A 24118-nucleotide genomic window follows, 5' to 3' on the forward strand; every position below is an offset into this window, starting at 1 on the left:
AATGAATGCATGGAATGGATAAATAATTTATTGTTCGGAGCGGGAATCGGACATTCGATACTGTTGTTGGCTGTGGTTATATTTGTCGGAATATGGTTGGGGAAAATAAAAATTGCCGGCATATCCCTGGGTATTACCTGGATACTTTTTGTCGGGATTATTTTCAGTCATTTCGGAATGCGGATGGATACCCATGCGCTCCATTTCCTGCAAGAATTCGGATTGATTCTCTTCGTTTATTCTATTGGTTTACAGGTAGGACCGGGGTTCTTTTCTTCTTTCAGAAAAGGAGGCGTAACGTTAAATCTTTTGGCAATGGGCATTGTGTTCCTGGGGGTTACGATCACCTGTATCATTCATTTTATAACGGGTATTCCGATAACCACGATGGTTGGAATTCTTTCCGGAGCAGTGACCAATACTCCCGGTTTGGGGGCTGCCCAGCAGGCTTATTACGATATGATGGGCACAGAGCAACCGGCTATTGCGATGGGATATGCTGTCGCTTATCCTTTGGGGGTCGTGGGGATTATATCGGCAATTATTTTGATTCGTTATATGTTCCGGATCAATTTTGAAAAAGAGTTGGCTTCAGCGCAAAGCGTGGCTGATGCTAAAACGGATCGGGCGACACATATATCTGTCAGGGTAAAAAATCCGGCTTTGTTCGGAAAAGAGATTGTAGAGGTGGCGGCTTTAATGGATAAAAAGTTTGTGATTTCCCGTATCATTCATGGAGATGCCGAGCTGAAAGTTGCCCAGCCGCATACCCGGTTGGAGCAAGGAGATCGGTTGTTTATCATTGCAGCTTCCCAGGATATAGGAGTTATAACGGCATTTATCGGAGAAAGGATTGAAATGCACCGGGCAGACTGGGAAAAAATGGATGTTAATTTAGTATCCAGACGAATCGTTATCACCCGGGAAGAGGTGAATGGAAAAACTCTGGGGCAAATACATCTGCGCAACGGGTACGGTGTGAATGTTACCCGGATAAATCGTGCCGGGTTTGATCTGGTAGCACATAACGGTTTACAGTTACAGATCGGCGACCGGTTGACGGTTGTTGGCTCGGAAACAGCTATTGCACAAGTGGAGAAAGTTTTGGGTAATTCTTTACGTCGTTTACGGGAGCCGAATTTAGTACCTATATTTATGGGAATAGCTTTGGGGATTTTACTGGGAAGTATTCCTTTTGCTTTTCCGGGTATACCGCAACCCGTAAAGCTGGGATTGGCGGGTGGGCCGCTTATCGTTGCGATTTTGATCAGTCGGTTCGGTCCTCATTATAAATTGGTAACTTATACGACAATGAGTGCTAATTTGATGATGAGAGAGATCGGGATTTCGTTGTTTCTTGCCTGTGTCGGTTTGACTGCGGGGGCCGGTTTTGTCGACACGGTTGTTAACGGAGGAGGTTTTGTCTGGATTGGCTATGGCTTTATCATTACCTTTTTACCGCTGATCATTATCGGTATTATTGCCAGAGCTGTATATAAAATCAATTATTTTACGATTATGGGATTGATAGCAGGAAGTACAACCGATCCGCCTGCTTTGGCTTATTCCAATACAACAGCGGGTAACGATATGCCTTCGGTCGGTTATGCCACGGTGTATCCGCTTACGATGTTTTTACGGGTATTGACGGCGCAGATACTGGTATTGTCTCTCGTATAGGTTGCAGTTTTATAAAATTCTTTTGCAAATTCTTGAAGCCGATTTGTTTTAAAAGTCGAAACTTCTTTTTAGCTTTGTAGAAATAAGGAGACGATTATGAAGTTATTTTTACTTTGTATAACAAGCATTTTTTTCTTACTGACTTTTCAGGGTGTTGAAAAGCAATCAGAAAATGTGCCGGTACAGAGTGAAAATGAGGTGGTTCGGATAGGAAACAAGCAAGGTATTCTCCAGTTGAAGCTGGCCACGATTTACCATCATTTAAAAAATGCATTTTCGCCGGTGACCGATGATAATTTATCACAGGGTAATCAGGGAAAAGGAGGTTCTTTTTTGTATCGCTTAAAAAATAATGTATTTTATGATCTCACGGTTTGCCTTTCTTTTTATAGGGGTAACAGGCAATTTCGGGATTTTTTGTCTACACGCCATCTTCACGGTTTTTATATCTTCTTTTTGGCTAAGTTAATCGTTTAATAGCCTCATATAACAGAGAACTTCAGTGCCGTCGTGTTCCTGGAGTTTTTGCTCTATTGCTTCTTGAAATATATACTTGTCGGAGAGAGTATGTTATCATAGTATAAATTTCGTTATGTATGATTACATATTGTGTGAATGGTATAATTTTTGAGGTATACCGTTCGTAACTTTTAATATGTTTTTACGTTTTAGGATTTGTGGGTAGTTGCATTTGCCGGAATGGAGAAAATTGAAGGTGAAGCGGATTTTTCAGTATCTGCAACCGGAAGCTGGATTAGGAATTGAAATTATGGTGAAAGTAAATAAAGATATGACAGAGAAATTCGGATACGTTACACAAGTGATCGGACCTGTTGTCGACGTGATATTTGAAGAAGGTGGAGATAGTCTGCCACCTATTTATGAAGCCCTTCGGATCGAACGGGACAATGGAGAGAAATTGATCGTAGAAGTGGAGCAACATATAGGGGAGGATACCGTCCGTTGCGTGGCAATGGATACGACCGATGGATTGCATCGTGGAATGAAGGCCTGGGATTTGGGACGTCCCCTTACTATGCCTACGGGAAGACAGATTAAAGGCCGGTTGATGAATGTTACCGGGGATGCGATCGATCATCTGGCACCCCTGGATTATAGCGATACCCGCTCGATTCATCAGGAAGCGCCTAAGTTTAAAGATTTATCTATTTCTGAGGAATTCCTTTATACGGGGATTAAGGTTATCGATTTACTGGAGCCTTATTCAAAGGGGGGGAAGATCGGTCTTTTCGGTGGTGCCGGTGTCGGTAAGACTGTGCTGATTATGGAATTGATCAATAATATTGCCAAAGGACATAATGGTTACTCTGTATTTACCGGTGTCGGGGAGCGGACCCGGGAAGGAAACGATTTGTTAAGGGAAATGATCGAGTCGAATGTCATCAATTACGGAGAGACTTTTCTGAAAGAGATGGAAAAGGGAAACTGGGATGTCAAGACTGTTGATATGGAGAAAGTAAATCAATCCCAGGCAACCTTAGTGTTCGGGCAGATGAACGAACCCCCCGGAGCCCGTTTGAGGGTCGCTTTGTCTGGTTTGACGGTAGCGGAGTCTTTCCGGGATTCGAATGAAGGCGGTAACGAGATATTGCTTTTTATCGATAATATATTCAGATACACGCAAGCCGGTTCGGAGGTTTCGGCTTTGTTGGGACGTATGCCTTCGGCTGTCGGGTACCAGCCTACACTGGCTTCGGAAATGGGTAAGTTGCAGGAACGTATTGCTTCTACAAAGTACGGTTCTATTACTTCGGTACAGGCCATCTACGTGCCTGCAGACGACTTGACGGACCCCGCTCCGGCAACGACGTTTAATTTTTTGGATGCAACGACGGTTTTGAGTCGTAAGATTACGGAGTTGGGAATTTATCCGGCAGTCGATCCGTTGGAATCTTCTTCCCGTATTCTTGACCCGAATATTGTCGGGGAAGAGCATTATAATGTAGCTCAGCAGGTTATCGGTTTGTTGCAGCATTATAATGAGTTACAGGATATTATAGCTATTCTGGGGGTAGATGAATTGTCGGATGAAGATAAGATGGTGGTTGCCCGGGCAAGACGGGCACAGCGTTTCTTGTCCCAGCCTTTCCATGTGGCCGAGCAATATACCGGTATACCCGGTGTAATGGTTCCTTTGGAAGAAACGATCCGGGGCTTTAAGATGATTCTGGACGGAGAGATGGATGAATATCCGGAACAGGCGTTTATGAATGTCGGAACGATAGACGAGGCGATTCAAAAAGGAAAAGAGATGCTGGAAAAAGCCGGGAAGAATTGAAAATAAATCTGGTCAATAAATCGAGAGTATGATATTACGCATTATATCCACGGAAAAGATTCTTTTCGACGGTCCGGTTGACCGGGTAACATTGCCGGGAAGTTGCGGCCCTTTTACTGTGCTGGACCGACATGCTCCTTTGATTTCAACATTGGCGGAAGGTGAAATCGTATATGTTGTGAATGGGGTGGAAAAACGGGTTGTTGTAGAGGGGGGTATTGTGGAGGTGCGGGATAACTGGGTCGCTGTATGTGTAAATTAATATCGGGATGACTGTAAAAAAATGAAAAAGAGGATAATACTATATCTGGTATTTTTCGGATTGCTGCTGATTACACCGGAAATTCTTCGGGCCGAAGAGTCCGGCGGACAGAAATCTTTTGATTTGGAAAGTACTATTTTCGGGCATTTGGGCGATGAATACGGGTGGAGTATTAAGCTACCTCACGACAGGCAACTGATCATTCCTTTACCGATTATCTTATATGGTAAGGACGGTTGGCATTGTTTCAGTTCGAGCCGTATACAGGACGGTCAGGAATATAAAGGATTCCGGATTGCTACAGAAGGCCGGTATGCCGGAAAAATAATAGAGATGGCAGGCGGAGAACAGTATCGACCCTGGGATTTGTCTGTGACAAAGAATGTACTGGCTTTATGGATTACGGCGTTTGTCGTGATGCTTTGCATTTTTCCCTTGGTTCGTTGGTATAGGAGAAATCCGCTGACAGCACCCCGGCGTGGAGTCGGATTGATGGAATTGATTATCGGAATGGTGTATGATGAGGTTATTGCACCGGTGTTGGGAAAAGATGCCAGGCGTTTTGCTCCTTATTTGCTTACATTGTTCTTTTTTATCCTCTTTTCCAACGTTTTGGGATTAATGGTTGTATTTCCGGGAGGTGCCAATGTGATGGGAAATATTTCGGTCGCTTTGGTATTGGCTGTATGTACCTTTTTGGTTGTCAATCTATCGGGAACGAGGAAATATTGGCGGGAAACGTTGTGGCCGGATGTACCGGGGTGGTTGAAATTGCCTTTGCCGATTATGCCGGTTATCGAGATTTTCGGTGTTTTTACAAAGCCGATCGCTTTGATGATCCGGTTGTTTGCCAATATGCTGGCCGGACATTTGATTACTTTGGTATTGATTTCCCTTATCTTTGTTTTCGGGGCGTGGGGAGCTGCTGTGACGGCCGGTTCTACGGTTATAGCCGTATTGTTTGCCGTATTTATGAATCTGGTTGATTTTTTGATTTGTTTTATACAGGCTTATGTATTTATGATGTTATCGACGATTTTTATCAGTCTTGCGCGTCCTGAAACTCATGAGCATGTAAAGAAAAGTGTAAATATAGAAAGCTGACCCGAATTATCAGAAGCTGTTTTTACAGCGCTGGGTTGACTTTTGACAATAGGAAAAATTTGTAACAATTAAAAACAAGAATGTATGTTAAGTATTATTGCATTACAGGTGGCAGCCGGCGTAAGTCTGGCTAAAATCGGAGCTTGTATCGGAGCTGGTTTGGCAGCTATCGGAGCCGGAATCGGAATTGGTAAAATCGGAGCTAACGCGATGGATGCTATTGCCCGTCAGCCGGAAGAGGCAAATAATATCCGGACGAATATGATTGTGATTGCAGCTTTGATCGAAGGAGTGGCACTTTTTGCAATCATCGTGTGTGTGTTGGCTTTGTTTATTCAATAACATGCGATAAGGTCCACAGAGCGATCAGGCTTTATGTTTTCTGTTGTCTTTTCGGAGAAAGAAGACATGTAATATATCAATTGGTAGATGACGGGTATTTATTCCCGTATAAAAAAGAAAAAATATGGCACTATTCGAACCGGAATTCGGGTTGATTTTCTGGATGCTGGTTGTTTTTCTGGCTTTGTTCGGTATTTTAGCTAAATATGCCTGGCCGGTTATTATCCGGAGTGTAGAAGAAAGGGCCGCTTATATCGATAAGGGGGTTGCTTCGGCACGAGAGGCTATCGAGTTGAAAAAGCAAGCCGAATACGATGCGCAAACTCTTTTGACAGATGCTCAGCGCAAACAATTGGAAATCCTTCAGGAAGCGCAACGCTTGAAGGATGATATTGTCGGGCAGGCTAAAAAATCTGCAACTACCGAGGCGCAGAAAATTCTGGACGCTGCCCGTCTGGTTGCCGAGCAAACGAAAAAAGAGGCTGAAATACAGATGCGCCGGCAGGTCGGGAAATTATCGCTGGAAATCGCCGGGAAAGTGATCCGTCAGAATCTGGACGGGAATAAAGCTCAGGAGGAAATGGTCGAAAAATACCTGGATGAACTGGAGAATAAAAATTGAGTAAATAGATGAACGAGGGATTGATTTCACAGCGTTATGCCAAAGCGTTGTTCCGGTATGCCAAGGAATTGGGGGTGGATGGGATGGTCTATGAAAAGATGCAACTGTTCCTGGAAAATTATACGGCCTATCCGGATTTACAGAAAGCTTTGCTCAACCCGGTTCTTTCGCCGAAGGATAAGGAATTGCTGCTTTCAACGGCTATCGGTATTGAACCCGGAGAGGCTTATATCCGGGCAATTCGTTTGTTGATCCGGAACCACCGGGAAAGCTATATGCGGACAATTGCTCTGATATACGAGGATATGTATCGTAAAGCACATGGAATTATCCTGGTGAATATAACGACAGCCAAAGAACTTTCGGCGGCAGTTATCGATAAAATCAAGGCTATGGTAACCGAACGGACGAAATTTACGGTTGAGTTTACGACAACTGTCAATCCGGAGATTATAGGCGGATTTATACTCAGGATCGGCTCGGAACAGTTAGACGTTTCCGTGCGGAGAGAGTTGAAACAGATACGGAAAGGTTTACTGGGCTAGAGGATATAAACAGTTAATAAGTTGAAGTTATGAGTAAATTGGATGAGGTTTCGGATATATTGGAAATGCAGCTCAAGGGCGTAGATACGAAAACCGCTTTTGAGGAGGTGGGTACGGTGTTGGAGGTCGGTGACGGTGTAGCCCATGTTTTCGGATTGGACAATGTGCGTTCCAGTGAGTTGGTTGAATTTGAGAATGGAGTGCGGGGAGTGGCGATGAACCTGGAACAGGATAATGTCGGGGTTATCCTGATGAATGCAGGAGACAGGGTGAAAGAGAATTTTACGGTGAAACGTACAGGGCATATTGCTTCAATACGTGTCGGAGATGGGTTGTTGGGACGGGTTGTGAATACTTTGGGAGATCCGATTGACGGTGCCGGCCCTGTTGCCGGGGATACAATCGAGTTGCCTTTGGACCGGAAAGCGCCGGGGGTGATTTTCCGTCAACCTGTAAAAGAACCTTTGCAAACGGGTATTAAAGCTGTCGATTCGATGGTTCCGATCGGAAGAGGACAACGGGAATTGATTATCGGAGACCGGCAAACGGGAAAGACAGCCATTGCCATAGATACGATTCTCAATCAGAAAGCGAATTTTACGAATGGGGATCCTGTGTACTGCATTTATGTCGCTATCGGACAGAAAGCTTCTTCGGTGGCTACTTTGGTGAATACCTTGCGTGAAAAAGGTGCCTTGGAATATTGTATCATCGTTGCTGCCAATGCTTCGGATTCTGCCGCCATGCGTTACTACGCCCCATTCGCCGGAGCTGCTATCGGAGAGTATTTCCGGGATAGCGGACGACATGCTTTGGTCGTATACGATGATCTTTCGAAACAGGCCGTAGCTTACCGGGAGATCTCCCTGATATTGAGGCGTCCGTCCGGACGGGAAGCGTATCCGGGAGATATTTTTTATTTGCATTCCCGTTTATTGGAACGGGCGGCCCGTATTATTTCCAATGACGATGTTGCTGCTCAGATGAACGATTTACCCGAATCGTTGAAACCTATGATTAAAGGGGGTGGGTCGTTGACGGCTTTGCCGATTATTGAAACGCAGGCCGGGGACGTTTCTGCCTATATTCCGACCAATGTGATTTCAATTACAGACGGACAGATATTCCTGGATACGACCTTATTTAATGAAGGGATGCGTCCCGCTATTAATGTCGGCATATCGGTGTCACGTGTGGGAGGTAATGCCCAGTTGAAATCGATGAAAAAAATTGCCGGAACATTGAAGATCGATCAGGCTCAGTACCGGGAATTGGAGGCCTTCTCTAAATTCGGTGGGGATATGGACCCTGTAACGGCAATGGTGATCGATAAGGGACGTAAAAATGCCCGTTTGTTAGTGCAACCGCAGTATGCTCCAATGCCGGTAGAGGAAGAAGTAGCCGTGATCTATTGCGGAACGCAGGGTTTGTTGAAAGATGTCCCTTTGCATCATGTATCGGATTTTGAAAAGTTATATCTGGAATTGTTGAATGCCCGTTATCGGAAAGAGGTACTCGATCGTTTGAAAGAAGGTATCCTGGACGATAAGGTAGAAGAGTTGATGACAGCCGTTGCTAAGGAAGTCAGCGAACGTTTTAAGATGTAATATATACGATTGGATCCGGTGATCTCTGGGAACAGACAGGGATTACCGTGAATATATCATTCATATAGAGTATTTAAAAGAGAAGTTATGGCCACAATGCGTGAACTGAAGCGAAGGATCAATTCGGTGCAATCGTCTCAAAAGATTACTGCGGCGATGAAGATGATTTCTTCTGCCCGGATGCGTAAAGCAGAGATTGCCTTAAACCGCACTCTGCCTTATGAGGAGCAATTGCAATCCATATTGGCGCACGTCAACGAAAAGGATTGTGATTACGAATCGCCTTTGCGGAAAATACGTCCTGTGCGGCAGGTGGCTTTGATATGTCTTGGCTCTGATGAGGGAATGTGCGGGGCTTTTAATATCAATTTATACAAGGAACTTCTTGGAACGATCCGGGAATATGCTTCACTGGGTATTCAGCATCCGGAAGTATATCCGATCGGAAAAAAGATGGTCGGATATGTCAAGCGAATGCAAAATATCGACTATAAGAAGAGTACGGATTTATTTATAGAGAAGAAGTATCCGGAAGCAGTCAAAGTTTTGACGGATGAGTTGATCGCCCGTTTTCTACAAGGAGATGTCGATAAGGTGGAAGTCATATATACTCATTATAAGAGCCGTGGGACTCAAATTGTTACCCGTTTGCAATTGTTGCCATTGCTCGGTCGTAAGCAGGAAGAACAGTCAGGCCCCGACCGTCCGAATCTTCCCAGGGTTTATATTTATGAACCGGATTGCCGGGAAATTTTTGAGATACTCTATCCGCTGATTATACGAACTATGTTTTATAAGACATTTTTGGAAAATCAGACCTCCGAGCAAGCCACTCGTATTATAGCCATGCAAATGGCCAGTGATAATGCTTATAAATTATTGGGAAGTTTACAATTGGAATATAATAAACTGCGGCAGCAGGGTATTACGACCGAATTGCTGGATATGGCAGGTGGTAATGTCGAAGAATAAGAGAGTTTTGAATTGGAGTTTTTGATTTACAATTGAGGACAGAAAGAGATAGATTTTGATCGTTTAACCGGAAGTTGTCTGATTTTGGATTAATCACATAAAGCTAATCTGAAGTTTTTCGGTTTTGTGTGGGATGAATTTGCTAAAGTGTTGATAATCAAAAATCATCAGTCATCAATCAAAGCCGGAATGGCTTTCTCTGATTCACTTCCTGTTTTTAGTTTACAAGCTTTCTTTTATCTTTTCCAAAACGCTTTGCTGAATAATACCAATACGGTGAATACTTCGAGGCGGCCGATCAACATCAGGGCTGCGCAGAATAGTTTGGCGGCATCGCTTAAGTGTGAGAAATTGTCCATCGGGCCGATAGAACCGAATCCGGGACCGATATTGCTCATACAACTGATGACAGCACTACAGGCCGTAGCAATGTCGTCGGTAAATATAGCCATAATGATACTTCCGATGCTGAATACAATCATAAAAAGAATGAAGAAGGCCATTACTCCGGTCATAACTGTAGGGTGTACGCTTTTACCGTCGTATTTGACGTTAATGACAGCATTGGGGTGAATGATCCGCTTCATTTCGGTGAAAGAATTCTTGAATAACAGAACGACTCGGACGACTTTAATACCTCCGGCAGTCGAGCCGGCACAGGAGCCGATAAACATCAATACGAAAATAAGTAAGCCTAACAAGGTCGGCCATAACAAGTAATCGGCCGTTGCAAAACCGGTTGTCGTCATGATTGTTACGACCTGGAAGGCTGCATCCCGGAAACATTTTTCCGCACCGGCCCATCCGTTGAAATAAAGGCCGCAAGCAATGACGATACTGCATACGGCAATGATAATGGTATACCACCTGAGTTCTTCATCATGAAATATTCTTTTGAAATCTCCTTTTAAAGCTGTCAGGTAGAGGCCGAAATTGATGGCTGCGATAAACATAAACAACATGATTACATATTGGATGTACGGGGAGTTCCAATAAGCAATACTATCTTGTTTGGTCGAGAATCCTCCTGTTGCCATAGTGCTGAAAGAATGACATATCGCGTCGAAAAGAGACATGCCGCCGAACATGAGCAGAATCGTTTCCAAAGCGGTGAAGGATAAATAGAACAGCCATAGTTTCCGGGCAGAAGAATAAAAGGTTGCGGCCATTTTATTGTGTGTGGGGCCGGGTACTTCCGCTACGTATAGATCCCGTCCTTCGATACCGAGGCTCGGCAGGATGGCTAAAAAGAGTACGGCAATCCCCAAACCTCCCAGCCATTGGGTCATCGACCGCCAGAAAAGTGTAGCATGGGGCAAGGACTCTATGTCGTTAAGTATAGAGGAACCGGTTGTTGTAAAACCGGACATGGTTTCAAAAAAGGCATCGGTGAAAGAGGGAATGGTGTTGCCGATAATAAAAGGCAAACAGCCGAAAAGGGAGAAAAAAAGCCAGATACAGGTGACAGTAAAATAACCGTCTTTTTTGGCCAGTATCTGATCGGGAGCCTTTACAATATAGGCCATACACATTCCTGTAATACCCGTAATGATAGCGGAATACAGAAATGCCAAGGTGTCACTTTCCCCATACAAAAGGGAAATCAATACGCACAATAGAAAACAGACGCATTCGATGAGCAATAGCTTGCCGATGATGTTTGTGATAAATCGTATATTTATCATTATTTCTGGAAATACTTAATGACTTTTTTAATGGCACTTTGAAGCGCAAACACGACAACGTTATCACCGGCCTGGATTTGTACGTCTCCTTTGGCTATGATAGTCGTGTTCCCCCGGATAATGCCGCCGATTGTTGCATCTTCCGGAAAATTCATGTCTTTCAACTGGTGCCGGGTGATTTTTGAACCGGCTTCAGCTTGCAATTCGAATACTTCGGCTTCGGAAAAGGTCAGGAATTTCAAATGCTTGACATCGACATTCATCGTATAGCGGTAAATGTGTGAGGCCGCAATCAATTTTGTATTGATCAGTGTTCCGATACCGATGTTTTCTGCCAGGTCGATATAATCGATGTTTTCCACCTCGGCGACACTTTTCTTTACTCCCATTTTTTTGGCCAGTAAACAGGAGAGAATATTGGTTTCCGAAGATTTTGTGACACTGATAAAAGCGTCTATGTTTTTGATGCCCTCTTCACGCAACAGGGTGAGGTCACGACCGTCCCCGTTAATAATGAGTGTATATTTCAGTTTATCGGCCAGTTGGATACATTTTTCCCGGTCTTTCTCGATGATTTTGACGTTGTAATGTTTTTCCAGCAATGAGGCTGTTTTGATACCGATGCGGGAAGCCCCGACAATAACGATATTTTTTATTTCGAATTGTTCTTTACCGCAAAGGGCAAAAACGTTTTGGATGAACGAAGGTTTGGTAACGACAAAAATAAGGTCTCCGTATTTCAGAACATCGTTTCCCCGGGGAATCAATGTTTTGTTATCGCGTTTTATGGCTACCAGCCGAAACTGATCTGCCCCGTATATTTCGCCCATCTTGGCCAGTGTATGATTTAGAATAAGCGCTTTATCCCACAGTTTTATACCGATCAATTGCAGACGGCCGTCAGAGAATTCGTGCAGTTGACGTGAACCGATTTGTTTGAGGGAGGCTACAATTTCTTCCGCAGCCAGACGCTCGGGGTATATCAGGGTATCGATGCCGATGGATTTCAGGTATTCTGCATTTTCGCTCTCCAGGTATTCGCTGTTGTTGACACGGGCGATGGTGCGTTTCGCTCCCAGCTTTTTAGCCAGGATAGCGGAATTAATATTTTGGTCTTCCAGAGGATTTACTGCAATGTAGAGATCGCATTTACCGACTTCAGCATCTTTCAGTGCACCGATAGAAGTACATGAGCCGACAACCGACATTATGTCCAGTTGACTTTCGAGGGCTTCGACCTTTTCCTGGTCTGAGTCGATGAGTAATATATTATGTTCCTGCCTGCTGAGCATCTTTGCCAGATGCGTTCCGACAGCTCCTGCTCCTGCGATGACGATATTCATGAATATGTTTTTTATAGTGTGTTCAAGGTCGCAAATTTAAACTAATTGCCTTTGATTTCGATGATAAAAGATTATTTATTTATTTTTTGTATAAAAAACTTCATTTTTGTGTGATGACTGTATATTTACAAGTATAAAAAGTTTATTTTAAAGGAATTCGTATGGATCCATATTCTTCGGTCTTTAAAAGTGCGATGGAGTGGTTTCGGCAAAAAGATTCCCATTTCCGGATACAGGTGGAACGGTTGGATGCGTCCACGATGATTTGTCGGGGAAGCAGGGACGTGTCTCTGACCTGATCAGGGAAAATATTATCGCTGACAATCCATGAGCTTGTATTGGGATACGGAAAATCCTTATCCGATGTTATTAAACCGATGTCGTATTTTTTGTTTATAAATTGCGGAAACAGGTGTAAAAAATCTGTTCCTGTAAACTCCCGTTTGGAGGAAAGAAGCCGGTTGTAATGGATATAAGGGTATATCGTTTCCCGGTCGGATGAATCGGAGGTATTGTGAAGGAAGGTGTAATAACCGTTGTGATTCAATAAAATACAACTTTTCCCATACAGGTGGTAAGTAATAATTTCCCGGCGATTCCGGATATGTATATTAAAAAAGCAAATGTATATCAGCCAGCAACAGCAGTTTAGAAGGAGCAACCGGAATACCGCTTTTTTACGTTCTGACAAATAAAAAACAAGCAGAAATAACTGAAAGTAAAAGAATAGAATATGTCCTATTGTGGGATAAAGATTGTTCATATTCAGATAGGAAATGCCGGACTTATCGAGGCAGAAGAATAATGTACTGCACAGGTATTCGGTGATGAAATTTATTTTTAGTCCGATACATAAAGGTAGTAACAGTGTGAGTAAAGCAATGTAAAAAAGCAGGGTTGTGAGCGGTACGGCTATGAGATTGATCAGGGGACTGCCCGGATTGAAAGTATGGAAATAGTAAATGCTTAGGGGGGCTGTTGCCAGTTGAGCCGATAAAGTGACACTAAGCAGGGCATATACCGGTTTCAGGAATGCCGGTATATGAGAAGAAAATTTTTTGGAAAGCGGATATAAAAGAACGATACCGGTATAAGCGGCGTATGACATTTGCATACTGATGGAATAAAGGGCTTCCGGTTGAAATATCAGTGTGAAAAAAGCTGAGGCTGCTATAGAATTAAGCGGGGTATAATCTTGGGCAAAAGCCTTGCCGATGATGATAAACGAGAGGATGTTAGCGGCCCGGATAACGGAAGGTGACAGACCTGTAAGACAGGCATAGCACCAAAGTAAGGGGATGATGACTAAATGACTTTTGGGGTGTTTTAATCCCAAAAATCTGAAAAAATAGCAAAGTAACAGGTAGACAGCTCCGGTATGCAGTCCGGATACTGCCAAAAGATGAATGGTTCCGGTGGAAGAAAAGAGGGTACGGGTATCTTTATCCAATTCATTTTTGTATCCCAGACATAGTGCTTTGACGACAGCTTGTTGCCGGGGAAGGGAAATCAGACGGTCAATCTTTGAGATTAATTTTTGCCGGATGTCTTGAAAAAAAGTATACAAATTTGTCGAATGTCCGGTTTTAATAACCGGAGCGACGGGATATATACGAAAATGAATGTTTTTTTGCTTTAGGTGGCGATTGTAGTTGAAAGCATCAATATTGGCTGTTATTTTAAGCCGGATCAGCCGTCCCTGTACCGTTAACGAGTCTCCTGCCCGGTAATTGCAAGCTGTGTCCGGCAACCGGAGATACAAAAGCCGGTCTGCTACCGATAGAATATAGCTATTGGAAGAAAGGACTTCTTTGCACCGGCAATGTAAAGTAGAAATGTCAGACGTATCCGGATGGAAGGGAGGAGGTATCGCTAAATGCTGCCCGCAAAGGAGAATGGAAATGTGTAGGAGTATACCGGAAAAGGAGTGTTTAAAAAAGAATATACCGCATAAAAAGGCTGTACTCAGAAAGGAATAGAATACGATGGCCGGTATACGGAAAACAGGAGCAAGTGCTATACCTCCGGCTAGCAGCATCAGAGGTATTAGGAAAGGCGTGCGATGACGAAAATTGTTTACACCATAAAAAATCCGGATTTGAAACTCGAGGTATACAAGTTACAAAAAATCCGGGAAAAACGGATGGGAAAATTCCGCAGATAAATTACAAATTTTAGATTAAGCACATAATCCTGTTTGTAAAAGCAAGAATTGTAAATTCTGCAAATTTTAAATTACATTTTTATTGGACGCCTAATTATAAATCTATCTGCGAAATCCCAGGGATTCAACCCGAAGCCGTCGATCCAAAATTACACAATGAGTCCGTCCCGGTGTGTAATTTTTTACTTGGGTAAAATAACCCGGTATGTGGCTTTAAATTTGCCGAGACTGATGTTGTTGAGTTTATTTTTCAACAGTCTCTTTTTTAAGCCGGACAGGTGGTCGGTAAAGAGTATTCCTTCGAGGTGGTCGTATTCGTGTTGTATGATCCAGGCTTTAATACCTTCGTATTCTTCTTCTCTTTCCACTCCGTCTTCATCCCGGTATGCAATCCGGATTTTATCTTTTCGTCTTACATCCTCATGAATACCCGGAACACTTAAGCAACCTTCGTTCCGGCTTATTTCTTCTCCCGTACGTTCCAGGATATGGGCATTGATGAAAGCCTTCCGGAATCCCGTGCAATCCGGGTCGATATCGGCAAAGGCGTCGGCATTGACTACGAAGATACGGATATTTTTACCGACTTGAGGAGCGGCCAGCCCTACTCCGTCCGATTCCTCCATGGTTTGCCACATGTCTTTGAGGAATTTATCTAAGTCCGGATAGTCGGTCGGAATGTCTTCGGACACCTTTCTTAAGGTCGGATGACCGTATATGAGTATGGGTAATAACATAATTAATTTGTATTTATCGGTTGTTTTTTATTCTTATACTTTCCATATAGGATGTAAGGATCAAAGTGGCGCTCATTGTATCTATGAGAGCTTTATCCTGACGTTTCTTTTTAGAAGCTCCTCCTTCGATCAGGGCTTTGTGGGCGATAACCGAAGTAAAGCGTTCATCGAACATTTCTATCGGAATTGTGGGAAATTTACGTTTCAAGGCTGTGAGAAACGGTTTTACATAGATCATGCTTTCCGAGTCGGTGTTATCCATTTGCTTGGGATAGCCGACTACAAAAAGATCGATTGTTTCTTTGGCCGTGTAATCCTGGAGAAATTTTAAGACTTCATGCGAAAGGACCGTTTGAAGACCAGTGGCGATAATACGTCCGGGATCGGAAACTGCAATGCCTACTCTTTTTTTCCCGTAATCAATGGCTAAAATTCTACCCACGTCCTTATTTGTCTATGATGATAAAAATGTCTTCGTTGCTGTTTTTCATCAGATATTGTTCCCGGGCAAATTTTTCGAGATTATCGCGGTTACTCAATAGTTCTTTCATTTTGCGGTTGTCTTCTTCTATTTTTTTCTGGTAGTATTCTTTTTCTTTTGTCAGTGTCGTGATTTTACTGCGTAGTTGTGCCTTTTCGACGAAACTGTTTCTGTCGAAGAAGGCAATCCATACCAGAAAGAGAAGTCCGACAAATGTATATTTGTTTGTAAACTTCCGGAATATTTGCCTCAAAGGATGTTCTGATTCTTTCAGCATGCTGCAAATTTATAAAAAAGGAATCATAGAAACAAATGCGAAAAGATTTAATGACTTGATTTTTACATAAAAACATCTAACGGAAGTATACGGAAAGAGCAACTTTTGAAATAATCACAGCGTATATGAGGTGAAATTGGTAAGTAAATAACTTTAATTTTAAGATGATGAATTACGGTATCAGTGTTTTGTTCAGGGCCATTCCGGTATTTATGGCTTTTATTTGCTTTTTTCTGGGAGGTTTCATATTTCTTTACGGACCGGATCCGGCGAAATATGTGGCGGGCCCTGTCGTATTCTTTTTAGGGGCGATTTGTTTGGCTTTGTTTGCTACAGCCGGGACAATAATACGGCAATTGATTCACACTTATCGTCCCGTGTTTAAATATCTGCTTCCCGGATTCGGATATCTGGTGGCTATTGTAACCTTTATTTCAGGGATATGGATATTTGGGCTGGGGACGACTAATTACCTCGTTTCCGGACATGTGATATGCGGCGTTGCTCTGATCACGGCTTGTGTATCTACAGCGGCGACCTCTTCGACGAAATTCTATCTGATTCCGCAAAATTCCCATTCAGGAAGCACGGAGATCAATAAAGAAGGATTTACGGCTGTGACGGAAAAAATTTTGATTGTTTTAACGGTTTTGTTTGCCTTGACAGCCTGGGTATGGTGTATCGTTTTACTTTCCCGGACGAGTTTGGGTTCGGCTTATCTGGTTGCCGGCACGGTGATGGGAGGTTTGGCTTGTATCGCGTCCAGTTTAGTGGCTTTGGTGGCCAGTATTGCCCGCCAGATCCGGAACGATTATGGGGAGCAGGATCGTAAATTCTGGCCTAAGCTGGTCTTTTTTTTCGGAACGATCAGTGTCATTTGGGGGATTGTCCTGATCTTGGCTATGATCGGAAATGCGGCTAATACCACCGGATTTATTATGATCGGTTTGGGATTGGTATGTTTCAGTATTTCCAGTAAAGTTTTATTGTTAGCTAAGGTATGGCGGCAAGAGTATGCATTAGCCAATCGAATTCCTTTAATTCCGGTCATTACGGCCCTTTTGTGTTTGTTTTTAGCAGCCTTTCTTTTTGAAGAAGGACTATATGATAATGCTTTTTTCGTACCGGCAAGGGTACTGACCGGTTTAGGAGCTATTTGTTTTTGTCTGTTTTCTATCGTCAGTATTCTGGAAAGCGGAACATCGAAAAAATAAGCGGAAGGGGTACCTTCCTTTTATCCTTAAATCCTTATCTTTGCAAAAAGATAAGGATTTTGGGTTATGGAAAATAAACCTTTGGCAGAACGGATGCGTCCGAAGACATTGGATGATTATATCGGACAGAAGCATTTGGTAGGAGAGGGGAAAGTATTGCGCAAGATGATAGAATCGGGCGTGGTGTCGTCGTTTATTTTGTGGGGACCTCCGGGGGTAGGGAAAACAACCCTGGCGATGATTATTGCCGAGCAATTGAAAAGGCCCTTTTATGTATTGAGTGCTGTGAGCTCCGGGGTGAAAGATGTGCGGGAGGTGATTCAGAAAGCTGAAAGCCAGCGTTTTTTCAATACGCCTAATCCGATTTTGTTTATCGATGAAATCCATCGTTTTTCGAAAGCACAGCAAGACTCTTTGTTGGCTGCCGTCGAAAAAGGAACAGTTACCTTGATCGGGGCAACGACGGAAAATCCTTCTTTTGAAGTGATTTCACCGCTTTTATCCCGTTGTCAGGTATATGTTCTGAAAGCGCAGGAAAAAGCCGATCTGGAAGAATTGGTCGATAAGGCGATTACGAAAGATTTTTACCTGAAAGAGAAAAATATACAGGTCAGGGAGAAGGAGGCTTTGATTTCTTTTAGTGGCGGAGATGCCCGGAAATTGCTCAATATTCTGGAATTGGTGGTAAATGCCCAGACAGGAAAGGAGATCATTGTTGATAATGAGATTGTCCGTAAAGAGTTACAGGAAAATCCCTTGATGTATGACAAGGACGGTGAGCAGCATTATGATATCATCTCGGCTATGATAAAATCGATCCGGGGGAGTGATCCGAATGCGGCTTTGTATTATATGGCCCGGATGTTGGAGGGAGGAGAAGATCCGAAATTCATTGCCCGGCGACTGATTATTTCCGCTTCGGAAGATATTGGCTTGGCGAATCCTAATGCCATGCTGATTGCAAATGTATGTTTTGAGGCCGTACATAAAATCGGAATGCCGGAAGCCCGTATTCCCCTGTCGGAATGTCTGATTTATCTGGCAACATCTCCGAAAAGCAACTCGGCATATCTGGCGATCGACGAAGCCATCCGGTTGGTAAGGCAGACAGGAAATGTACCGGTACCTTTGCATTTGAGAAATGCTCCGACAAAACTGATGAAGGAATTGAATTATGGGAGAGATTACAAATATGCCCATGATTTTCCAGGGAATTTCGTCGATCAGGAATACATGCCTGAGGAGGTGAAGACGGCTGTTTTTTATAAACCTCAAAACAATACGCAAGAGGTGAAAATACTGGAACGATTGAAAAATTGGTGGAAAAGGAAATATAAATAGATTTTGAATAGATTTTTGTCAGGTAGCAGGGTATGGCCTTAGAACTGATGATCGGTATAGGTGAGGCATGATGGCTGATCTGCAATCTACAGTTAGAATCGTTTTATAACTCTTTGTTTAGTTTGGAATCTAAAGTTTACAATTAAAATATATGGAAGTATTGGAAAAATTTAAGCAGTCGGACATGTTTTTTCTTTTGGCCGGGCCGTGTGTGATTGAGGGAGAGGAAATGGCCATGCAGATTGCAGAGCATGTCGTAAAAATTACCGAACGTCTGGATATACCCTATGTGTTTAAAGGTTCGTTTAAAAAAGCCAACCGTTCCCGGATTGATTCTTTCACCGGTATCGGAGATGAAAAAGCATTGAAGATACTGGCAAAGGTGAAGGAAACATTCGGAATTCCTGTGGTAACAGATATTCATTCCCCGGAAGATGCAGAGCTGGCAGCTCCTTATGTAGATGTATTGCAGATCCCGGCTTTTTTGTGCCGGCAAACCGATTTATTGGTTGCTGCTGCCAAAACCGGAAAATTGGTTAATATAAAAAAAGGACAGTTCCTTTCACCGGATGCGATGCGTTTTGCTGTGCAGAAAGTAAGGGATTCCCACAATCAGAATGTTATGGTGACGGAGAGGGGTACGACATTCGGCTATCAGGACCTGATCGTCGATTACCGGGGAATACGGATTATGCAGGACAGTTGTCATTGTCCGGTTGTGGTTGATGTGACACACTCCTTGCAACAGCCCAATCAGGGAAGCGGAGTGACCGGCGGACAACCGGAACTGATAGAGACCATCGCTAAAGCAGGAATTGCTGTCGGTGCCGATGGTTTGTTTATCGAAACCCATAGTAATCCTTCTTGTGCCAAGTCTGACGGAGCAAATATGTTGCGTCTGGATTTGATGGAAGGATTGTTGGAAAAATTAGTGCGTATACGAAAAGCTGTGATATAGGGGAGGCTTACGATTTACGATTTACGATTTTTGATTTACGATTGTGGAGATTGCTGATTCGTAGGGGGTTTTCGAAGAGGTTGTTTATGATTTTAAATTTTAGATTTTAGATTTAAAATTGAAAAATGGGTAGGGAGAAAATTACACAGCGGGACGGACTCATTGTGTAATTTACGATTTATGATTTTTGATTTGCGATTGGGGTGAATGCTGATTTGTAGCGGGTTTTCGAAGAGGTTGTTTATGATTTTAAATTTTAGATTTTAGATTTAAAATTGAAAAATGGGTAGGGAGAAAATTACACAGTGGGACGGACTCATTGTGTAATTACGATTTTTGATTTTTGATTTACGATTGTGGAGATTTTTGATTTGTAGCGGGTTTTCGAGGAGGTTGTTTATGATTTTAAATTTTAGATTTTAAATTTTAAATTGAGAACAGGGAGGTGAAAGTTACACAATGAGTCCGTCCCAGTCATGTTCGGAAGAAAAAATATTGTCCATGGTTGTCTTTTTCCATATATTCTTTTTTTCTGGTCTTCTCAAGTGCTCCTAAATTTTCAGACAGGAGGTCTGAGTTGCGTTTTATTCAGATCTCCCCCGCTTTCAATAACGATAATGGCCATAATCAGATTTTCGAGTTCAATGCCCATTCTTCTGACAGCCGTGGTATATCCGATATTATTTTCCCGTTTATAAATCATCACCAGCATAGCCGTAATCAGGGTCATATACATCACAATCTGTATTCCGTTTTCATTCATGGAGAGAAAATGGCTGAAATTCAGTTCCTGTTTGATAAAACGAAAAAAGACTTCAATATCCCACCGTCGACGGTATATCTGAGTAATAGTCTGAGCTGTAAGTTCCAGACAGTTAGTTATGAGTAAAATTTCGCCTTTACCCTGAGGTTTAAAACGCACTACCCGGAAAGTTTCATCAACGAGTCTGGTTGTTACTACTTTTCTTCCTTCTTTATTGAGTTTTTCTTCCCGTTTATAAAGTTTAACCAATTTGTCTTCAAGAAGGTCTCCGTCTGTGAAAACATCATTTCCCTTTTTCAGGTCCTCCACCACCAGCATTTTCCGTTTATCGGTCAGTCTGCCTACAAAAAGGAGTCCATCCTGACTTTTCATTGTCCTGAATGCTTCGGCAGAATTCTGACCGCGGTCAAGGATATAAACAGAAGAGTGATCCTTTATCTTTTGAAAATGGCTGAGCACATTCTCAGGAAGTACATGGGATTCGCTGGCTTCACTATCACCCGAATGAGTCGTTGCAAAAGAAGCAAACATTCCGTCAAAATTGATGGTATATTTCATCATTTTCTTTTTCCCGTAAAGATTGCCGCACGGCATTCCCTGTTTGAGGTGATTGCAGGCTTCACTTACAAGAGTACTGTCCACACGCTGAAGACATAAGTTTTCGATCTCTTTCGTACTGTATAAAGAACTGAAAATATGATAGATCGTTTCGTAGCACTCCCGGAAGAAATCAGTATTCATGGTGGACAGACGATCGGATATGGAACTATGGGATATCGTTGGTTTACCTTTAAAATTAAATAAAGTACGAAAAAGAGGAGAGGAAAAGGAATCAGCCAGACCACGCTGGCTCAATTTATCTGTACGAAGGATTCCTGATAAAAGCAAATAAAACATCAAACGGCCATTCAATACTTTGGCATAATGATCAACTTTACTTTTAGTGGCTATTTTTAGGATATGTTCATCAGGAATCTGACGCAATAGCTGAATCAAATCAATTTTCTGATTAAAGATGGTTGACATATATCTATTGTTTATGAAAACAAATATAGATATTTAAATACAAGTCAATACATTATAAAACAATTAGTTACTAACAAAATAATACATGATTGTTAATAACTGGTATGTTTTTTTTGATTTCCAAAATTGGAGGGACTGTTCTTCCGAACATGACTGAGTCCGTCCCAGTGTGTAATTTTTGATTTACGATTCTTTTAATAAGGGGGATTGTATGCTTGATTTAAAGTTTGCAAGCTGTCTCCGGAAGTTGTGAGTGTAGTATTTATCGGGTTTGAGTGATGAAAATCTGAATAAAAGGAGGAGATGTCTTCCTCCTTTATTTTTTATTCCGAATAACAACTAAATTATTTAGTTGAAAAACTATTTTATGTAGTTGTGTAATTAAAAAATATAGTTATATTTGTAATGTTCTTATTAAATAATTGGGTAATGGAAAGATTAACGGCTAAAGAAGAAGAAATTATGGGGTTCTTTTGGGATAAGGGACCTTTATTTGTAAAACAATTGCTGGAATTTTACAAAGAGCCGAAACCGCATTATAATACGCTGTCGACCATCGTACGGGGATTGGAGGAAAAAGGTTTTATTGCTTATACGGTTTATGGTAATACCTATCAGTATTATGCAGCCGTATCCCGCGAAGAGTACCGGCGTGGCACGCTTAAGAATGTGGTATCGAAATATTTCAATAACTCTTATACGCGGGTTGTATCGGCCTTGATTGAGGAAGAAAATATTTCTGTAAATGAACTGAAGGACCTGATCCGTCAGATCGAGAATAAAAGAAAACGGTAGTTATGGAAGCTTTTTTACTTTATATTTTTCGTTCGACGATTTGCCTGACTTTGTTTTTGATATTTTTTAAGGTATTGTTGTGCCGGGATACTTTTTTCAGATGGAATCGCTTTATTTTGCTGGGAGGGATACTGTTTTGTCTGGTATGGCCTTTTGTTGAGTTTGAAGCCGAACCGTCGCCTTTCCGCCAGCATCTGAATGAATTGGAAAAAGTCATAACGGGTTATGTACCGGAAGAAGAACAGACTGCCATGATTTATGCGCTGCCAACAACCGATACAGAAGTCCTGACAGAAAGCAAAGGAAATATTCCTTATACCGGATGGATTTATGTAGGGGGAATGGGTATCTGCCTTTTGTTTTGGCTACTTGCTTATCGGAGAATGTTCGGTATTCTTCGCAGCGGGGAGTCTATACCCAGAGAAGGGTATACATTAGTCGTTGTTTCAGGGAAAATTTGTCCTTTCAGTTGGCGGAATTATATTGTATTATCCCGCCAGGATTATGAAGGGTATAAGGAAATCATTGCACACGAATGTATCCATATTCGTAAGAAACACACTTGGGATTTATATCTGATTCAGTTGTTACTCGTGTTTCATTGGTTCAATCCGGCCGTGTGGCTGTTAAGGCGGGAATTGCAGGATATTCATGAGTATGAGGCTGACGAAGGCGTTATCAAACAAGGCATCGATGCAACTAAATATCAATTATTATTGGTGAAAAAAGCTGTCGGCTCCAGGGTCGAATCTATTGCCAACAGCTTTAATCACAGTAAACTAAAAAATCGAATTACTATGATGTTAAAAGAAAAATCAAATCGTTGGGCACGGTTGAAAATTTTACTTTTCTTACCGTTAGCAGTGCTGATAGCGCAGGCTTTTGCTCGTCCGGAAGTAGCTTCTTCCATGGAGAAACTGGCTTCCTTTGACAAAGTTAATCAAATTCCGGATAAGCCCGAAAAATGGACGGAAGATTTTTTTCAGCAGACCTGGAAGGAATATTTCGGTGACCGTGTTGAAAACGTGAAATTGGAGAAAGAGCGTGTTCTTAATTTATACATCAATCGCAAAAACATCCTTTTAATTGTCAATAATTTATTAGCCGATAATGTTACCTGGGATCAGTTAGCGGATAAATTGGCGGCACAACTCAAAGGGATGCATACCCGTTTTTCTCCGGTATATATTGTGATGATGAGGGATAAGGAAACTTCCGATAAGAAGTGGCAGGATCTGTTAAATATTGTCGGTGAAGTGTGTGATAGATTTACAACGGAGGTGCGGCAGCAGCTTCCGGGGTCCGACCGGGATAAAATGGATAAAAAATTTCCTGTATTGGTGAATATTGCAAAGCCGCATATTACAGAGCCGTACCTCGATCCTTCTCTGGTTCAGGCTCCTCCACCTCCACCTGCTTATCCGATCAATCTGATCTATAAGACGGCTGAAGGCAAGGCGGTACATCTTAGGGCTGTAAATATCGAACAACTTGGAGAAAAGTTGGAAAAAGAGGGCCGGCCGATATCACAAGGAGATATCGAACTGCAGATAAAAGGTCGGTTATCAAAGGATAAAATCGTTTCTTTTTTGAAGGATAAAGGCATTCAGCCTACCTTGATATCACAGGAAACAGGGGCACTTCCCCAGTTGACGATGGTATTTACCTATAATTCCGGGTTACAGGCCAGGCGGGATGTATGGAAATATGAAAATGCAGTTTCTTTTATCGATCAGATTCGTACAGACAAGGTGAAAAATGTGGAACTTGAAATTTTTGAAAAGGTCCGGCCGGAAACTATTGCCAAAGTAAGAGCCTATTTGCAGTCGAAAGGCATAACGAATATATCGGAAAAGAAAATATTATTTAAATAATGAGGCAGAGATAATATTGAGTGGCCC

Annotated in this window: 22 protein-coding genes; 15 read left to right on the top strand and 7 right to left on the bottom strand. The window is 42.3% G+C overall.

The genetic code is table 11. From position 1 onward, the window contains the following. Nucleotides 1-9: 9 nt before the first annotated feature. The 10 genes from BN8908_RS01820 to atpG all read left to right on the top strand — a co-directional run bounded on the left by BN8908_RS01820 (nucleotide 10) and on the right by atpG (nucleotide 9433). Nucleotides 10-1680, top strand: coding sequence for a putative transporter (locus BN8908_RS01820; protein ID WP_068688630.1), 1671 nt, complete (start codon nucleotides 10-12; stop codon nucleotides 1678-1680). A 96-nt stretch (nucleotides 1681-1776) separates the two neighbouring features. Beyond that, on the top strand, nucleotides 1777-2157 hold the full coding sequence (locus BN8908_RS01825; protein WP_068688632.1) for a hypothetical protein: 381 nt from the start codon (nucleotides 1777-1779) through the stop codon (nucleotides 2155-2157). Between the two features lie 313 nt (nucleotides 2158-2470). Then, entirely contained in the window at nucleotides 2471-3979 is a 1509-nt protein-coding gene (gene atpD, locus BN8908_RS01830) for a F0F1 ATP synthase subunit beta (RefSeq protein ID WP_021986708.1), read from the top strand. A 28-nt stretch (nucleotides 3980-4007) separates the two neighbouring features. Then, complete coding sequence (locus tag BN8908_RS01835; protein ID WP_021986709.1) at nucleotides 4008-4241, top strand: ATP synthase F1, epsilon subunit; 234 nt, start codon at nucleotides 4008-4010, stop codon at nucleotides 4239-4241. 21 nt (nucleotides 4242-4262) lie between these two features. After that, entirely contained in the window at nucleotides 4263-5345 is a 1083-nt protein-coding gene (gene atpB / locus BN8908_RS01840; RefSeq protein ID WP_068688634.1) for a F0F1 ATP synthase subunit A, read from the top strand. 84 nt (nucleotides 5346-5429) lie between these two features. Further along, nucleotides 5430-5687 carry an ATP synthase F0 subunit C gene (gene atpE / locus BN8908_RS01845; protein ID WP_021986711.1) on the top strand — a complete coding sequence of 86 codons (258 nt, stop codon included), beginning with the start codon at nucleotides 5430-5432 and terminating at the stop codon, nucleotides 5685-5687. 124 nt (nucleotides 5688-5811) lie between these two features. Continuing rightward, nucleotides 5812-6309 carry a F0F1 ATP synthase subunit B gene (gene atpF, locus BN8908_RS01850; RefSeq protein ID WP_021986712.1) on the top strand — a complete coding sequence of 166 codons (498 nt, stop codon included), beginning with the start codon at nucleotides 5812-5814 and terminating at the stop codon, nucleotides 6307-6309. Nucleotides 6310-6317: 8 nt separating this feature from the next. Beyond that, complete coding sequence (locus BN8908_RS01855; RefSeq protein WP_068688639.1) at nucleotides 6318-6854, top strand: F0F1 ATP synthase subunit delta; 537 nt, start codon at nucleotides 6318-6320, stop codon at nucleotides 6852-6854. 29 nt (nucleotides 6855-6883) lie between these two features. Then, nucleotides 6884-8461, top strand: coding sequence for a F0F1 ATP synthase subunit alpha (atpA, locus tag BN8908_RS01860; RefSeq protein WP_068688641.1), 1578 nt, complete (start codon nucleotides 6884-6886; stop codon nucleotides 8459-8461). Between the two features lie 87 nt (nucleotides 8462-8548). After that, entirely contained in the window at nucleotides 8549-9433 is an 885-nt protein-coding gene (gene atpG, locus BN8908_RS01865) for an ATP synthase F1 subunit gamma (protein WP_068688643.1), read from the top strand. Between the two features lie 236 nt (nucleotides 9434-9669). Here atpG and BN8908_RS01870 read toward each other — a convergent pair whose 3' ends face one another. The 6 genes from BN8908_RS01870 to BN8908_RS01895 all read right to left on the bottom strand — a co-directional run bounded on the left by BN8908_RS01870 (nucleotide 9670) and on the right by BN8908_RS01895 (nucleotide 16120). Continuing rightward, entirely contained in the window at nucleotides 9670-11118 is a 1449-nt protein-coding gene (locus BN8908_RS01870) for a TrkH family potassium uptake protein (protein ID WP_021986716.1), read from the bottom strand. After that, nucleotides 11118-12461 carry a Trk system potassium transporter TrkA gene (trkA, locus tag BN8908_RS01875; RefSeq protein WP_021986717.1) on the bottom strand — a complete coding sequence of 448 codons (1344 nt, stop codon included), beginning with the start codon at nucleotides 12459-12461 and terminating at the stop codon, nucleotides 11118-11120. Before trkA ends, BN8908_RS01870 begins: the two co-directional genes overlap by 1 nt. A 142-nt stretch (nucleotides 12462-12603) precedes the next feature. Beyond that, nucleotides 12604-14499 carry a ComEC/Rec2 family competence protein gene (locus tag BN8908_RS01880; protein ID WP_068688645.1) on the bottom strand — a complete coding sequence of 632 codons (1896 nt, stop codon included), beginning with the start codon at nucleotides 14497-14499 and terminating at the stop codon, nucleotides 12604-12606. Between the two features lie 308 nt (nucleotides 14500-14807). Then, nucleotides 14808-15362 carry a peptide deformylase gene (gene def / locus BN8908_RS01885; RefSeq protein WP_021986719.1) on the bottom strand — a complete coding sequence of 185 codons (555 nt, stop codon included), beginning with the start codon at nucleotides 15360-15362 and terminating at the stop codon, nucleotides 14808-14810. 13 nt (nucleotides 15363-15375) lie between these two features. Further along, nucleotides 15376-15804 carry a Holliday junction resolvase RuvX gene (gene ruvX / locus BN8908_RS01890; protein WP_021986720.1) on the bottom strand — a complete coding sequence of 143 codons (429 nt, stop codon included), beginning with the start codon at nucleotides 15802-15804 and terminating at the stop codon, nucleotides 15376-15378. Nucleotides 15805-15808: 4 nt separating this feature from the next. Continuing rightward, a complete protein-coding gene (locus BN8908_RS01895; RefSeq protein ID WP_068688646.1) occupies nucleotides 15809-16120 on the bottom strand; it encodes an FtsB family cell division protein in 312 nt (103 codons plus the stop codon). Nucleotides 16121-16287: 167 nt separating this feature from the next. Between BN8908_RS01895 and BN8908_RS01900 the strand changes: the two genes are divergently transcribed. The 3 genes from BN8908_RS01900 to kdsA all read left to right on the top strand — a co-directional run bounded on the left by BN8908_RS01900 (nucleotide 16288) and on the right by kdsA (nucleotide 19633). Next, nucleotides 16288-17334: a DUF2776 domain-containing protein gene (locus BN8908_RS01900; protein WP_068692045.1), complete on the top strand. Its 1047-nt coding sequence runs from the start codon at nucleotides 16288-16290 to the stop codon at nucleotides 17332-17334. 66 nt (nucleotides 17335-17400) lie between these two features. Continuing rightward, nucleotides 17401-18675: a replication-associated recombination protein A gene (locus BN8908_RS01905; RefSeq protein WP_021986723.1), complete on the top strand. Its 1275-nt coding sequence runs from the start codon at nucleotides 17401-17403 to the stop codon at nucleotides 18673-18675. Nucleotides 18676-18826: 151 nt separating this feature from the next. Continuing rightward, the gene (gene kdsA / locus BN8908_RS01910; RefSeq protein WP_021986724.1) at nucleotides 18827-19633 is read left to right on the top strand and encodes a 3-deoxy-8-phosphooctulonate synthase; all 807 of its coding nucleotides are present in this window, start codon (nucleotides 18827-18829) and stop codon (nucleotides 19631-19633) included. Between the two features lie 559 nt (nucleotides 19634-20192). Here the strand turns inward: kdsA and BN8908_RS01915 are convergent. Then, the gene (locus BN8908_RS01915) at nucleotides 20193-21422 is read right to left on the bottom strand and encodes an IS4 family transposase (protein WP_068688501.1); all 1230 of its coding nucleotides are present in this window, start codon (nucleotides 21420-21422) and stop codon (nucleotides 20193-20195) included. A gap of 429 nt (nucleotides 21423-21851) precedes the next feature. Between BN8908_RS01915 and BN8908_RS01920 the strand changes: the two genes are divergently transcribed. Together BN8908_RS01920 and BN8908_RS01925 are read left to right on the top strand one after the other, a co-directional pair. After that, nucleotides 21852-22217, top strand: coding sequence for a BlaI/MecI/CopY family transcriptional regulator (locus tag BN8908_RS01920; RefSeq protein ID WP_021987205.1), 366 nt, complete (start codon nucleotides 21852-21854; stop codon nucleotides 22215-22217). Between the two features lie 2 nt (nucleotides 22218-22219). Then, entirely contained in the window at nucleotides 22220-24091 is a 1872-nt protein-coding gene (locus tag BN8908_RS01925) for a M56 family metallopeptidase (RefSeq protein ID WP_068688649.1), read from the top strand. Nucleotides 24092-24118 lie beyond the last annotated feature (27 nt).

It is taken from the genome of Culturomica massiliensis, from assembly GCF_900091655.1.
Classification (GTDB): Bacteria; Bacteroidota; Bacteroidia; order Bacteroidales; family Marinifilaceae; genus Culturomica; species Culturomica massiliensis.

Coding starts and splice junctions, on each gene's coding strand:
- atpE (WP_021986711.1), top strand. CDS start 5,430: ATGTTAAGTATTATTGCATTACAGGTGGCAGCCGGCGTAAGTCTGGCT.
- BN8908_RS01920 (WP_021987205.1), top strand. CDS start 21,852: ATGGAAAGATTAACGGCTAAAGAAGAAGAAATTATGGGGTTCTTTTGG.
- BN8908_RS01900 (WP_068692045.1), top strand. CDS start 16,288: ATGAATTACGGTATCAGTGTTTTGTTCAGGGCCATTCCGGTATTTATG.
- BN8908_RS01870 (WP_021986716.1), bottom strand. CDS start 11,118: ATGATAAATATACGATTTATCACAAACATCATCGGCAAGCTATTGCTC.
- trkA (WP_021986717.1), bottom strand. CDS start 12,461: ATGAATATCGTCATCGCAGGAGCAGGAGCTGTCGGAACGCATCTGGCA.
- atpF (WP_021986712.1), top strand. CDS start 5,812: ATGGCACTATTCGAACCGGAATTCGGGTTGATTTTCTGGATGCTGGTT.
- atpD (WP_021986708.1), top strand. CDS start 2,471: ATGACAGAGAAATTCGGATACGTTACACAAGTGATCGGACCTGTTGTC.
- BN8908_RS01825 (WP_068688632.1), top strand. CDS start 1,777: ATGAAGTTATTTTTACTTTGTATAACAAGCATTTTTTTCTTACTGACT.
- BN8908_RS01915 (WP_068688501.1), bottom strand. CDS start 21,422: ATGTCAACCATCTTTAATCAGAAAATTGATTTGATTCAGCTATTGCGT.
- atpB (WP_068688634.1), top strand. CDS start 4,263: ATGAAAAAGAGGATAATACTATATCTGGTATTTTTCGGATTGCTGCTG.
- BN8908_RS01905 (WP_021986723.1), top strand. CDS start 17,401: ATGGAAAATAAACCTTTGGCAGAACGGATGCGTCCGAAGACATTGGAT.
- kdsA (WP_021986724.1), top strand. CDS start 18,827: ATGGAAGTATTGGAAAAATTTAAGCAGTCGGACATGTTTTTTCTTTTG.
- BN8908_RS01925 (WP_068688649.1), top strand. CDS start 22,220: ATGGAAGCTTTTTTACTTTATATTTTTCGTTCGACGATTTGCCTGACT.
- BN8908_RS01835 (WP_021986709.1), top strand. CDS start 4,008: ATGATATTACGCATTATATCCACGGAAAAGATTCTTTTCGACGGTCCG.
- atpA (WP_068688641.1), top strand. CDS start 6,884: ATGAGTAAATTGGATGAGGTTTCGGATATATTGGAAATGCAGCTCAAG.
- def (WP_021986719.1), bottom strand. CDS start 15,362: ATGTTATTACCCATACTCATATACGGTCATCCGACCTTAAGAAAGGTG.
- BN8908_RS01880 (WP_068688645.1), bottom strand. CDS start 14,499: ATGCTGCTAGCCGGAGGTATAGCACTTGCTCCTGTTTTCCGTATACCG.
- BN8908_RS01855 (WP_068688639.1), top strand. CDS start 6,318: ATGAACGAGGGATTGATTTCACAGCGTTATGCCAAAGCGTTGTTCCGG.
- BN8908_RS01895 (WP_068688646.1), bottom strand. CDS start 16,120: ATGCTGAAAGAATCAGAACATCCTTTGAGGCAAATATTCCGGAAGTTT.
- atpG (WP_068688643.1), top strand. CDS start 8,549: ATGGCCACAATGCGTGAACTGAAGCGAAGGATCAATTCGGTGCAATCG.
- BN8908_RS01820 (WP_068688630.1), top strand. CDS start 10: ATGGAATGGATAAATAATTTATTGTTCGGAGCGGGAATCGGACATTCG.